This window comes from Streptomyces rubrogriseus (assembly GCF_027947575.1).
Classification (GTDB): domain Bacteria; phylum Actinomycetota; class Actinomycetes; order Streptomycetales; family Streptomycetaceae; genus Streptomyces; species Streptomyces rubrogriseus.
In genome coordinates this window covers 6547788-6560796 of record NZ_CP116256.1, presented here as the reverse complement: position 1 = coordinate 6560796, position 13009 = coordinate 6547788, and the positions used below count along the sequence as shown (strand labels likewise).

Genomic DNA, 13009 nt, shown 5'->3' with positions numbered 1-13009 from the left:
GGGAGGGCGTCTCCACAGGAGCTCTTCGACGCGTTCATCCATGCCCGTGTGTACTGAGAACGACCGGAGGATCCGGGCTTCTTGACGGTTGCCGCGCTGGATCCCCCGGCCGCCGACGCACCGCCGCGCTCCCGCATCCTCGACCTGGTCACCGCCACCGCCACCGCCCCTTCCCCGGCCCGGCTGGTCCCCGTGTTCACGTCGCTGGAACAGTTCGAGCTGTTCACGGGCGGAGAAGCGTGGTTCTCGACAACCGGCGCCGACCTTCTCGATCTGCTGCCACCGGGACTCGACGTATGGCTGGACCCGGCCGCCGAGCACGCCGTACGGCTTGTCTCGGCCGCCACCGCCGTGGAGCCGGTGCTGCACATCTCGTACCGTCCCCGGGGCGGTGCGGCGTGAGCGACGCACAGGGCTGGCTCATTCCGCTGGGCGCGGACGGAGGCGAGTTCAAGTGGGAGGTCCAGTTCCTCCAATCGATCGCGCGCCCCCTCGAAGAGTCCACCGCCGCCGCCCGGAAGATCGCCGGCGAACGCGCGGAGCAGATGTTCGACGACCCGTTCCAGGCCACCGAGGACAAGACCGGCGCTGCTGAAGTCACCGAGGCGGTCGGCGACTTCCTCGACAAGTGGTGCCACGGCCTGGGCTGCATCGCCGACGACGCCGACGTGATCGTCTCCGCACTTGGCGCCACGATCAACGACTTTCTGGTCACCGAGACCAAAGCCCGGTACAAGGCAATGATGCTCGAACGGCAGGAGCAGTTCGAGGACGATCACCCCGTCACTTCATTCCTGGAGGGACACGGAATAGCCGAGGAAAGCACCGAGTTCCGTGGCCGCCTGGGGCCGGTCGACCGCGACGGCCAGGACAACGGCACCGAGCAGACCCAGAAATAGAGGCAGGAGCAGGAGCACCCGGCATGACGGACAAACGGTTCCTCTTCCGCCGCATATGGATCGCTCCCGAAGACACCGTCGAGGACTGGGTCCCGGGCAAACCCGCCGAGCTCGACCGGCTCATCAAGAAACTCGGCGGTGCGGCCGCACACTTCGGCGAGGGCGCGGAGAAACTGCGCAAGCTCAACACCGATCCCTGGCAGGGCGAGGCCGCCGAGGAGTTCCGCAAGACGGTCAGGAAACTGCCCAAAGAACTCGACGGCGCCACGGACGCTTTCGTCGAAGCGGGCGTCGCCGTACTCGCCTACCGGGAGGTGCTCGACGGAGCCCAGCGCCTCACCCGACAGATTCTCGACCACGAGGCACCCACGGCCCGCGACCTCTCCCGCCAGTACGCCAAGGCCGTGGACGACTACAACGCGGCGATCAAGGCCGGCGATACGACGCTGCCCACCCGGCCCCCCGAGGCCGACCCGGGCAGGACCGCGATGGCGGAACTGATCGAGCGGATCAACAGAGCACAGGGCGAGGTCACGGAGGCGGCCGGCGTTGCGAAGCGGACCCTGTACAAGGCCGCCGAAAAGGCTCCGAAGCGCCCGAGCGGCTGGCAGCGCCTGACCGACGGCGCGAAGGAGGGCTGGGACGACCTCGTCGAATTCGGGCTGGCGGTCAACCCCGGCCGGTTGCTGACCGAACCGAAGGCGTATCTCCACGACGGCGCGATGGTCATCGACGGCGGGGTGGGCGCGGTCAGGGACCCGGTGGGCTTCTCGAAGGACGTCTACACGGGAGTGTCCAACACCTGGGACGAGTTCCAGAAGGACCCGGTCCGCATGCTCGGTTACATGGCCCCGAGCCTGGCCGGGGGAGCGGCCTTCAAAGGCGTGGGAAGCCTGACTCGCCACCTGGACGGCCGTAACGCTCTCGGCAGCCCGACCGGCCTCGGCACGGCCGGTGCCCACCTCGACGCGAGCGACCCCGGCTCCCACAGCGATGGCCACGCTACTCGGAACAACCCCACCGACCCGGTCGACCTGGCCACCGGCAAGATGTACTTGCCGCAGACGGACGTGGTCCTCCCCGGGACACTTCCCCTGGAGTTCAAACGCCGGGCCGAGTCCGGCTACCGCGCCGGCCGCTGGTTCGGTCCCTCTTGGTCCTCGACCGTCGACCAGCGACTGGAGATCCAGAGCGACCGCATCGTCTTCGTTCACGAGGACGGTCTGATCCTGGCCTATCCCCACCCGGCCGCCGACGGCACGGTCCTTCCGACGGAAGGACCGCGCTGGGAACTACGGTCCGGGCCTGAGGGCTACACGATCACGGATTCCGCCCTTGGCCGCGCCTGGCACTTCACGCAACAGGCGGACGACCACGCCCTGCTGGAGCAGATCGACGACCGCAACGGCAACCGGATCGCGTCCGAGCACGACACTGATGGCACACCCACCGCTGTTTCCCACAGCGGCGGCTACCGGATCCGTATCACCACGGAGGCGCACAGGATCACTGCCCTCCACCTCGTCGGCGCTTCACCCGGCGGGGGCGACCAAGAACTGATCCGGTACGGCTACTCAGCGGCAGGCGATCTCACAGATGTGGTGAATTCGTCCGGCCTGCCACTCCGGTTCACGTATGACGACGCGGGTCGCATCACGTCGTGGACCGACACCAACGACCGTGCCTACACGTACGAGTACGACGACCACGACCGCTGTATCGCGGAGGGTGGCGCCGAAGGCCACATGAGCCTGCGCATCGACTACGCCGACCGTGACTCCGAGACGGGCCTCCGCACCACTACCGCCACCACGGGCACCGGACACGTCTACCAGTACTTCGTCAACGAACTGTGCCAGGTGGTCACCGAGGTCGACCCGGTGGGCGCGGTGACCCGATTCGACCGGGACCGCTACAACCGCCTGATCTCCCGGACGGACCCGCTCGGCCACACGACGAGGTTCCGGTACGACGAGCGCGGCCACCTGACCTCGGTGGTCCGCCCGGACGGTCGCGAGGCGACGGCGGAGTACAACGACCGCGGGCTGTCGGTACGGGTGGTGAACACCGACGGCACGGAGATACGCCAGGCCTACGACGACCGCGGCAACCGCACATCGCTGACCGCCGCGACGGTCTTGACCACCCACTTCGCGTACAACGAATCGGGCCACGCAATATCAGTGACCGACTCCCTCGGCCACGTAACCACAATCCAGTGCACCGGGACGGGCCTTCCTCTCGCGATCACAGACCCTCTCGGCGCCACCACTCGCTACGAACGCGACGCTTTCGGTCGCCCCGTCACGATCACCGACCGAGCAGGCGCTGTCACTCACTTGGAGTGGACAGTGGAAGGCCGCCTCGCTCGACGCCTCCACGCCGACGGTGCTGCTGAGTCGTGGACATATGACGGCGAGGGAAACTGCACCAGCCACACCGGCGAACTGGGGGGTGTCTCCAACTTCGAGTACACCCACTTCGACCTGGTGGCCGCCCGTACGGGACCAAACGGAGTGCGCTACGAATTCCAGCACGACAAGGAACTGCGCCTGACGCAGGTGACGAACCCCGAAGGCTTGAACTGGCGGTACGAATACGATCCGGCGGGCCGTCTGATCACGGAGACGGACTTCGACGACCGCGTTCTGACCTACACGTACGACCTGGGTGGGCGCCTGGGTTCACGCACCGACGCACTGGGTCAGGTGATCTCATTCGAACGCAATGCGATGGGTCAAGTGACGCACAAGAACGTGGCAGGCGACGTGACGAGGCTCGCCTACGACCACACGGACCAACTCGCAGAGGCAGTCGGCCCGGACGGTACGAGGCTTGCGGTGGTCCGAGACGCGTGCGGCAGGGTCACTTCCGAAACGGTGAACGGCCGCGAACTGATTTACACCTACGATGACTTGGGCCGTCTGACTGGACGAACGACACCTACTGGCGCGGCGACGGCATGGACGTACGGCGGGGCGGCGTAGCGGCATGACGATCTCCGGACGAGTCATTGACTTCACGTACGACCCTGTGGGTCGCGAACTGGCCCGCACGGTCGGCGAAGCCTTGCGACTGGAGAACACATTCGACGCGATCGGTCGAATGACGAATCAGTCGGTGTTCAACGGTGACGGCGGTGAAGCGATCCACCACCGCACGTACACGTATCGGGCCGACGGCAACCTCATCGGCATTGACGACCTCGTGACCGGCTACCGCCGCTTCGACCTGGACGCGACAGGCCGCGTCACAGCGGTGCACGCGGCGAACTGGACGGAAACATACGCCTACGACCCTGCGGGAAACCAAGCCTCCGCCTCGTGGCCGACGACACATCCTGGCGGCGAAGCGACCGGTGACCGCGAGTATGTGGGCAGCCGCCTCACGCGAGCCGGCCGGGTCCGTTACGAACACGACGAACTCGGACGCGTAGTTCTGCGCCAGAAGGTGCGCCTGTCGCGCAAGCCTGACACCTGGCGCTACGAATGGGACGCGGAAGACCGCCTGGTGTCAGTGATCACTCCGGGCGGCACACGCTGGTGCTATACCTACGACCCACTGGGTCGCCGAACCGCCAAAATGCGTTTGGCGGCTGATGGCGCGGTGGTTGAGCGCGTCGATTTCACCTGGGACGGCACGACGCTGTGTGAACAGACGAACACGTCACCGGGTCTACCGAACCCGGTCATCCTCACTTGGGACCATCAGGGCCTACGCCCCATCGCCCAAACGGAACGTATCTCGGCAGCCGTGGCTCCACAGGAAGACATTGATTCTCGCTTCTTCGCCATGGTCACGGACCTGGTCGGAACTCCGACGGAACTCATCGACGAGCAGGGCCGGACTGCTTGGCGAACGAGGAGCACTCTTTGGGGCACGACAGCCTGGACGGCAGGTAGTGCGACATATACGCCGTTGCGCTTTCCGGGGCAGTACTACGACCACGAAACGGGTCTGCACTACAACTACTTCCGTCATTACGATCCGGAAGCAGGTCGCTATCTCACGTCCGATCCGCTCGGCCTTGCTCCGGCGCCCAACGCCTTCCAATACGTCACCAATCCGCAAACGGGAACCGATGCACTCGGACTTGCACCGGACGGTTGTACTGGGACCGAGTCCCGGCGTGGGATATATGATTTCAGAGCTTCTTGTTGGGCGCGGAGGGTATACGGGCCCTCTCTGGTAGTGCATGACGGAGAATTGAGTGGAAAAACGATTCAAATCTGCGGCGCAAGCGTTGAGTAGATTCGGCGAGCTTGAGTGGTTCGGGCTTTCGGCGGAGTCTAATTCTACTCACGGATACTTGCAGGTGCCGTACATGAAATGGCGCTACAAGAACCGTAGTGAACAGACGGCGCAGCTCATCGAAGATGCTGTAGGGGCTACCCATACGCAAGTCGAGTGGACGCTCGACAGGACAAGAAGGAATTGGATTCTACTGCCCAGTAGAATACTCGTTGAGGCTCAGGGTCTAATGGACCCCGCCTTTTCGCATGTCGTTGACCGTATCAACATGCAAGAGCAGGATTTCTGTAGGTGAGCGCTCTCAGATTTCGATCTCATTGTCGCTTCCCTGCAGTCTTTCGTAATGCCTGAAAATCGACCTGGGAGTACCGAGGGCACTTGTGGCAGCGCCCAATAGAGTGGGCGCTTCGTGTCTACGGTCACACGGTTCCCGTCTCGCCGTCGGCGATGAACCGAGGCCCGGTCGTGAATGGCAGCGTTCTCAATGTCGCTCTCCTCCTCCACCGAGCCGCTGGCAGAAACCCGAATCGACAGACACGGATCCTTCAGGCAGTTCGGCGGTCATCTTGACGGATGCATGGGAGGTCGAGGTGCTGCAGGTGAGGAGCAGTGAGCTGTCAGAGGCCTCTCGGGACCAGTCCGAGGTGAACGACGAGTCGGGGGAGACGAGCCGTTCCAGAGGCTCGACTTTGGCAGAGAACACCCCCTCGTTGCACATCTCCGAAGCCCTGAGCTCTTTCGCATCGCTTCGGAACGCAGTTGCCCACACTGCGAGTCCGGCTCCCACGGCAACCACCGCAGCGGCGACCACGACGATCAACAGCCGACGTATCGTCATCTTCCCCATCTACTCGAAAAGAGCGGAGGGGCCTGGTTCTCGGACGACGGGCGCCGACCTCCTCGACCTGCTGCCACCAGGACTCGACGTCTGACTCGACCCAGCGGCCGTGCGCCGTGATTTCATGCGCCAGGGGCCATCTTGAAGACACTGGGAAGATCGGCGTTGTTCTCGCAGCCGAGACCCTCCGCCAGAGCGAGAGCGACGGAGTGTGTGATCGTGAGGTTGTTCCTCCGGAGTTCCTCCGGGGAGCCGTCCGGCTCGTAGCGGTTGCTTGCCTCGACACGCAGAGTCGTTGTCCTTCGACTGCTGTCCGCTTCGAATCGCTCACTGGAACAGCTCAGATAAACGACGGCCTTCCTGCTGCTGGCGAGTGCCAGTTCACCCATCTTGTAGGGCGTGAAATCAGAAGCCACCGCGCTGCTGTCCGGGACCGCTGAGGCAAACGAGGACGTGATGGTCACGTCACTGAGGTCTTTCGTGGTGCGGTAGATCCAGCAGAGCCCGATCTTCTTGGCCTCGGTGACCCCATTCGCCCGGTACTCCGAAACCATCTCCTTCGCTGCTCCAGCGGTACCCTTGGGGGCCGCTGATGTGAGATAGGAATCAGTGCCCAGAAGGCCGGCAGCGGCCTTCGTTCCCGCCTGGTTCAAGAAGCCCAGGCAATTGCTCCGTTCCGTCGGGGCAGGAGTAGCGTTCTCTTTCGTGTCGCCGGACTGGCAGGCGGAGATGCAAAATGTGGCCGCCAGCACGGCAGCAGTCCATGTCACAGTATTACGCGAAGACATACCTGACCCCTTCATCAGTCCCCCGTCTGGGGGCGAACGCCCTGCTGGTTCTCGCGATCGGTTCCCTTTCCGTAACCAGCAGTCAGATCGGTCTCCAGATCCTGCGCGAAATTACTTTCATCGGGGTTGATGCCGTGGCGGTCCAAGAACTGAGTCATGGGGTAGCCGGCATTGAACTCTCCTGCCTTGAAGATTTCACGGCGTTGCTCCTGAATGTCGTCGCCGCTGTCCTGCTGCTTGGACTCGGCCCAGTCGCCGATGACATCTCCGAGGACCTGTTCCACGAGCGCCTGGCCGTGCTCCATACCCAGAGGAATGAGGGTGCCGGCGACACCCGCTGCGGCCACCGGGGGGAGGAACGCGGCGCCGGTGGCAACGCCCACGCCAACTCCGAGTTCGATCCACGCGGCGCGCTTCTCGAGCGCCTCGTTGTATTCCTTGTCCGCCTGCAGCCCTTCGGCCTCCACCTGGTCGGCCCGGGACTGATCGAGCATGCCCTGTACCTCTGCACCGGTGCGCAGAGCCTCACGAACACGAGGCTCGTTGATGCCTCCGTCGGAGCCGACCTGATTCTCCATGGCGGCTGTCGTGTAGACGCGTTCAGCGATGGCCACTTCTGAGTAGGCGTCCGGATGCTGTCCGAGGGAGCTGAGGAACTTGCGGGTATCGTCCATGCCGAACTCCGCGTGCCCGTGGGCATTTTCCTTGGGGGCGAACATGCTGTCCGACCTGTTCTCGTTCAAGGCCCAGTTGACGTCGTCGATGTAGCCTGCGGTCATACGGCCGATACTGCCCGACAGCGCCTCCTGCTCCTTGAGCAGTGCGGGATCGCCGTAGGTTTCCACGACCTTGGCCATGACCTTGGCGCCCTCGTCCGTACGCGCAAGGGTGGGGCTGGGATCGTCGTATGCATGACCGAGTGTGGCGGACTCCAGTGCATGCCCAAGGCTTTCGTACCCGTACTTGTTGGTGAGTCCGTCCTTCGTGTTGTCCTCAGGCCATTCACGATCCTCGGTGAAATACTTGAACGCATCGACTTTTTTATCGTCGTTCGCGTCATCGGGTGTGAGATCGAACTGGCTGTTCAGGAACTCCGCGGAGGCCTTCGGGTTACGGCCGAGGGCCTCCATGAAACCGGTCATGGGATCTTGTCCGATACCCTTGCCGTCCCAGTTGAGTGTGGGGGTCATGCCCGTGTTCAGCGAGTTCCATGCATGGTTGGGCTTGACAGCTCCATTGTGAGTCAGGCGTCGTTCTGTGGCGAATACCTCTTGCCCGTACTCCTTCAGGAACTGTGTCTCGTAATTGCCGTTGCGCATCAGATTGCTCATGATCTGGAAACCGTAAGCAGAAGTCCCACGTGTACGCACGATGTCATCGCCGTGCGCGATCATGTCTGACTTCCACTTGGTCATCTCAGGGCTGTCGGAATGCGTTGCGCTGGCGAGAGTGAGGCCCCAGTTCTCCTGAAGTTTCTTGATCGAGTCCCGGTGGTCCAGAGTCAGCCGAGAACCATCGCTGGGATCGCCCATGTCGGCCCAGTAGTCTAGGGCGCCCTTCGCGCCGACCTCTGCTGCGAAGCGCTCGGCGAAATACCGATCGCCCTTGTTGTTCTCGAGGTACTTGTTGAGGTTCTCGATGTCCTTCGCCGTGGCGTCGTCACCCTTCGCGACGATCTTCGCTGCGGCCTTGGCGTCCTCGGCATCCTGGGCCTTTCCGGCCTGCTTGAGGGAGTCGTAGTCGGTGCCCGAGAAGTTGTGCTTGTCCTTGCCCACCAGCGTTTGGAGTGCGCGTGAGGCCACCTCGTCCGCGTCGTTGGCCTTCTGGACGGCTGCCTTGATGTCGGCACGGACCCTGTCGAAGTCCGCTTCCTTCGGCTCTGGGCCGTCGTAGTCCTTCGATCGGCGGTCCGGGTGGATCAGGTAACTGACGGTTCCGTCCGCGTCGATGCGGATGCCCTGGTCCGGTGCGGCCTTGACGACCGCTTCGAGCTTCTCCTTGGCAGCCTTGAACTCCGAGTGGGCGTCGCGAAGGATGTTCCGAATACTCTCCGCCTCCGTGGCGGCGTCTCCGAACTCCTTGGCGGTCTTCTTCACGAAAGGCAGGGTGATGCCGGCGTTCTCACCCTTCCAGTCGGCCTTGTCGGCCTTCTTCAGTAGGCCCTTGGTCGCCTGCTCGTCCAGCTTCTTGAGCTTGGTGACCGTATCCGTCCAGTCGTCGACCGCGTTCTTCAGGCTGCCCAGGCGAACATCGAGCAGGTCGTTGAATTTGACCATGGAAATGAGCCTTACTTGAAGTGCTTGTCGAGCTTTTCGACCGACAGGTTGGTGGCGAGCAGTTCTTCCCGCTTGGCGTGGGTCGCGTTGGTGTCCTCGAGGTGGTTGTGGATGTGCGCGCAGGCACTCAGGAGCGCTTCTGCCTGTGACCGCCAGGTGTCCCAGGCGGTCCACAGCGCCGACCCGGTCTTGAAACCGTCGTCGGCCAGGCTGGTGGACGCGGTGTCGGTCGTGGCACCCGCATGGAAGGCGTCCACTTCGAAGGCGTGGAACAGCTCCTGAGCTTCGTTCCCGACCGCTTTGAGATCGGGTGACGTCACGGTGTAGTCGCTGCCACCGCCGCCTCCGCCCCCTGAAGCCGGCAACTGGTTCAGTTGCATGCTGCTGTGCTGGCGCGCGCTGGCGGCGCTGCGGGCCTGGCCCCACATCTCATCGAATGACACGGTGGTCCTCTTCTGGCGTCACTGACGACTGACTCGTTGTCGTACCGGATGTCCGGTCTTGGGCCTCAGCCCTGCTGGCCCGAGCCCGGCGTCCCATGGGGCGGGTACTGCTGCGGAGGGGCGTACGCGGGCGTCGCCGGAGGAACGGTCGCCGCCGGCTGCTCGACGCGGCGGCGTCGGGTGCGGAGCCCGGCGAAGGTGATCGCGGCACCGAGGATCACGGCCGCAGCGACGCCCAAGGCGATCCAGAGTGACGTGCTGCTGTCGTCCTCCGAAGCGGACGCGGCCGCCTGGGACGTGTCCCCGGCGGGATTCCCAGCAGCGTCACCGGACGGGGGTGCCTCTGGCGACGGAGGCTTGGAAGCCGCTGCCGCGGCCAGGTCCGGCAGCGGGTACTCGTCGGCAGGGCCGGGGTCGCCGGGGTTCTGCAGCGCGACCCTTGGGCGGACGATGCCGTAGCCGAAGGACTGGTTGTGAGTCCATTCCTCCTCGTTGCCCTTCATCGTGTTGATCAGGACACGGAGCACCTGGTTGTTGGTCCAGGTCGGGTGCTTCGACCAGATGAGGGCGGCGGATGCCGAGGCGATGGCTGTGGCATCACTCGTGCCGCTGGTCCTGCACACTCCGGTGCCGCCGATGCACGCGTGGACCACGTCCTCCCCGGGCGCGGTGACGTCGATCTCTGGTCCCCACTCCGAGAACGAGCTGCGCTTGACCTTCTCGCTGATCGATCCGACGGCCACGACGCCTGGTGTGGAGGCGGGAAAGCGGGGGCGGTTGGCTCCGTCGCCCTCGTTGCCGGCGGCCGCGAAGATCAGTTTCCCCTTGTCGACGGCGTACTTCACGGCGGCGTCCAGCTCAGGAGTGTTGACGCCGCCCTTCGTGCCGGACTCTGCCTGTCCCATCGAGATGTTGATGACCTTCGCATCCGAGTCCGCCGCGAATCGGATGGCCTTGCTGAAGTCCCGTGCGGCGTTGTGACCCGAGGTGAAGTCCAACCCCTCGATCTTCTCGGGCATTCGGATGGGAAGGATCTCCACACCCGGAGCGAGGCCGTAAGCCCCGCTCTTGCTCCCGTGTTTCCCAGTGCCTGCGATGAGCGCGGCCATGCCGGTGCCGTGGCCCTCGTGGTCGGTTCGCTCGTCGCCCGGCTGGTCCGAGTAGTCCTTGCCCTTCAGGACTTGTCCCTTGAGATCGGGCAGCGAATCGTCGACCCCCGTGTCGATGACAGCGACGGTGATGCCGCGGCCGGTGCTCACCTTCCACATCTCTTCGGCGTGCATCGCGTCAAGATGCCATTGGAGGTCGCGAACCGACTCGGCATGCGCCGGAGTGGCGGCGACGCCAACCAGCAACAGGCCGAGGCCGGCCGAGAGCACTGAGGCAGGGCGCATGTTTCGTCTACTGCTGGCACGCATGACTTTCCTGGGGTTGGCCGGGTGGGGGTCACTCCACGACTGGCGGCAACGAGCGGCGTCCGCGCTGCCAGGTCTCTTCGTCTTCGGAGAGGTAGTCGGGTCGGTCGGTTCCACGCTGATCCTGCTGTCGCGAGCCCGTGCCGCCGGTACGAGGAACGCCCCCCGTCGGCCGGCCCTGCACCGCCGCACGAGGCGACTGAGAAGAGCTTGCCGGCCGCGGCAGCCCCGTTCCTCCCGGCGTCATGGGGCGACCCAGGGGAAGACGACCGTTCTGGCCCGCCACGGCACCGGTCATCCCACCTGTCTGGGAGGCAAGGCGCCGGCTGCCGATCGTGCCTCCCTGTCCGCTGCCGCCAGTACCACCGGGAAGGCCGGGAGTGAGGCCGCGGACCATGGGGGCACGGCCTTGAGGGCCCTGCCCACCGATGACCGTTCCGCGGGGGATACCCCCGGAAGGACGGCCGGTCGTCGGCGTAACGGGCTTCCCTCCCACAATTCCGCTGTCGCGCAGCGGTGGGACTCGGACACCTCCTGAGCCCGGCCCTTGTGAAGGGGGAAGCGGTGAACGGGGCACCACCGGCATCCGGCCACTCGCCGGGTTGTTCGTGCCACCACCGTTGTTCTGCAGGACCGGCGGACCGACGACGAGCTGCCCGGGCGGTGCATCGGACCGGGGAAGAGGCGTGTTCGGCCCAGGTTGCGGAGCCGGTCCGGGCCGGTCCGGCAAGGCCGTCAGCCCGTCAATGTCCATGGCGACGGGACGACGGCTTTCGGCGGACGCGCTGCTGAGCCCGGGCGAGGCGCCTTCGGAGGCACTGCTGTACGGGTGCGGCTGAGCCCCGACACGCGAGCCACTGTCCTGGCCGCCTTGGACCACCGCAGGCGTGCCTGAGCCGCCTCCGGCACCGGAAGCGCCGTGCGACGGGACGGAAATGTGCTCGCCGGGCTTCCAGTCCGTATCGCCGAAGTGAGTGCTCGGCGGCGAGAACGTAGGCGGCTCCACACTGTTCACCTGCTGCGCGGAGTACTCGTACGTCTGCGCCAGCTTCCGCAGCTGCTGGATGGCCTCCCCCCGGGCCGCCTCCATGCGGTGCTGCGCCGCCGTCGCGTCGGCCTGGGCGGTCTGGGCGAGCTTTCGGGCGTCGGGGTCGTTGCGGGCGCCTGGTTCCTGTGTCGCCACCAGCGTCTTCTTCGCCGCCGCCAGGTCGGCCTTGGCCTCGGTCGTCTCAGAGGTGTCCGGCAGCGCCGCCTTCGCCTCGACCACCGCCTGGGCCACCGTGGCCATCCAACGCGAGGCCACCTCGGCGTACTGGCCGAGCCGGAGCGTGGAACTCGCTGCCTGGCCGCCCCAGTCGCGGAAGGTGTCGCCGGCCTCACCCTGCCACTCGAGGCCCTTGGTGTGCGTCATCAGGTCGTCGCCGATCTTGGTGATCGTCGAGGCGGCCTTGGTGAGCTTGGTCGCCAGGTGCGAGGCACTCTCCGGGCTGGCCGAGTCAAGGAGGGCCGCGAGCTGCTCGTGGGTCATGGACTCGAAGTCGGTGCGGGCAAGTTTCGGCTGCCGCGGTCCGGGCTGCTCACCCATCACAGGCCCTCGTTGCTCGAATCGGACTCCGGAGGCGGTCCGCCGCGTCGGTCGGCGTACGGGTCCCGACCCGCCACGTAGTACTTCTCCGCCTCCGCGTTGACCGCCCGCATGCGCGCCCGGATGTCGCCGTCGAGGTTCTCGTAACCGACCCGCGACGCGTGCACCGCCAGTCCCATGCCCTCGATCTGCGCGCTGAGGGCCTTGGACAGCTTCTCCAGCTCCTCGTGGACGACGGCGTACGAGTCGTAGAGGAACTGTGCCTCTTTGAACTCCGCCGAGCCCAGGTGGGCGCGTGTCAGCTTGTCCTGGCCGACCTTGCCCGGTGCCGCCTCGGACCTGTCGAGCTCCAGCAGCAGTTCGTCGACACGCTTCTTGAAGCCCTTCATGGCGTCGTGCTGGATGTCCAGCGCCATCGCCGGATTCACGTGGGCCAGGTTGTCGAATGACGTACCCGTGTCCGGTGTGCCGCCCCCGTTCGAACCCACCTCAACCGCCTCCCCGTTCAGCCAAC

9 protein-coding genes and 1 pseudogene are annotated in these 13009 nt (G+C 65.2%); 3 read left to right on the top strand and 7 right to left on the bottom strand.

The annotated features are described in order from the left end of the window. Positions 1 to 81 precede the first annotated feature (81 nt). From Sru02f_RS29415 to Sru02f_RS29405, 3 genes and pseudogenes are all read left to right on the top strand, one after another. Positions 82 to 402, top strand: coding sequence for an SseB family protein (locus Sru02f_RS29415; protein ID WP_109035889.1), 321 nt, complete (start codon positions 82 to 84; stop codon positions 400 to 402). Further along, complete coding sequence (locus Sru02f_RS29410; protein ID WP_109035887.1) at positions 399 to 899, top strand: hypothetical protein; 501 nt, start codon at positions 399 to 401, stop codon at positions 897 to 899. Before Sru02f_RS29415 ends, Sru02f_RS29410 begins: the two co-directional genes overlap by 4 nt. A 23-nt stretch (positions 900 to 922) precedes the next feature. Further along, positions 923 to 5003, top strand: a pseudogene (locus tag Sru02f_RS29405) (DUF6531 domain-containing protein); the annotation flags it as partial. A gap of 628 nt (positions 5004 to 5631) precedes the next feature. Here the strand turns inward: Sru02f_RS29405 and Sru02f_RS29400 are convergent. The 7 genes from Sru02f_RS29400 to Sru02f_RS29370 form a co-directional block, all read right to left on the bottom strand. Continuing rightward, positions 5632 to 5997, bottom strand: coding sequence for a hypothetical protein (locus Sru02f_RS29400; RefSeq protein ID WP_167469819.1), 366 nt, complete (start codon positions 5995 to 5997; stop codon positions 5632 to 5634). Between the two features lie 113 nt (positions 5998 to 6110). Continuing rightward, the gene (locus Sru02f_RS29395) at positions 6111 to 6740 is read right to left on the bottom strand and encodes a hypothetical protein (protein ID WP_159107570.1); all 630 of its coding nucleotides are present in this window, start codon (positions 6738 to 6740) and stop codon (positions 6111 to 6113) included. A 50-nt stretch (positions 6741 to 6790) separates the two neighbouring features. After that, positions 6791 to 9052, bottom strand: a complete 2262-nt coding sequence (locus tag Sru02f_RS29390) for a DUF6571 family protein (protein WP_109035883.1) — start codon at positions 9050 to 9052, stop codon at positions 6791 to 6793. Between the two features lie 11 nt (positions 9053 to 9063). Continuing rightward, on the bottom strand, positions 9064 to 9495 hold the full coding sequence (locus tag Sru02f_RS29385; RefSeq protein ID WP_109035881.1) for a hypothetical protein: 432 nt from the start codon (positions 9493 to 9495) through the stop codon (positions 9064 to 9066). Positions 9496 to 9560: 65 nt separating this feature from the next. Next, on the bottom strand, positions 9561 to 10913 hold the full coding sequence (gene mycP, locus Sru02f_RS29380; RefSeq protein ID WP_109035879.1) for a type VII secretion-associated serine protease mycosin: 1353 nt from the start codon (positions 10911 to 10913) through the stop codon (positions 9561 to 9563). Positions 10914 to 10941: 28 nt separating this feature from the next. Continuing rightward, positions 10942 to 12495: a WXG100 family type VII secretion target gene (locus tag Sru02f_RS29375; protein ID WP_109036320.1), complete on the bottom strand. Its 1554-nt coding sequence runs from the start codon at positions 12493 to 12495 to the stop codon at positions 10942 to 10944. Next, a complete protein-coding gene (locus Sru02f_RS29370) occupies positions 12495 to 12983 on the bottom strand; it encodes a hypothetical protein (protein ID WP_109035877.1) in 489 nt (162 codons plus the stop codon). Before Sru02f_RS29370 ends, Sru02f_RS29375 begins: the two co-directional genes overlap by 1 nt. Positions 12984 to 13009 lie beyond the last annotated feature (26 nt).

Excerpts from the sequence above, each read along its gene's own strand:
- Sru02f_RS29400 (WP_167469819.1), bottom strand. The coding sequence starts at position 5,997 with ATGGGGAAGATGACGATACGTCGGCTGTTGATCGTCGTGGTCGCCGCT.
- Sru02f_RS29390 (WP_109035883.1), bottom strand. The coding sequence starts at position 9,052 with ATGGTCAAATTCAACGACCTGCTCGATGTTCGCCTGGGCAGCCTGAAG.
- mycP (WP_109035879.1), bottom strand. The coding sequence starts at position 10,913 with ATGCGTGCCAGCAGTAGACGAAACATGCGCCCTGCCTCAGTGCTCTCG.
- Sru02f_RS29375 (WP_109036320.1), bottom strand. The coding sequence starts at position 12,495 with ATGGGTGAGCAGCCCGGACCGCGGCAGCCGAAACTTGCCCGCACCGAC.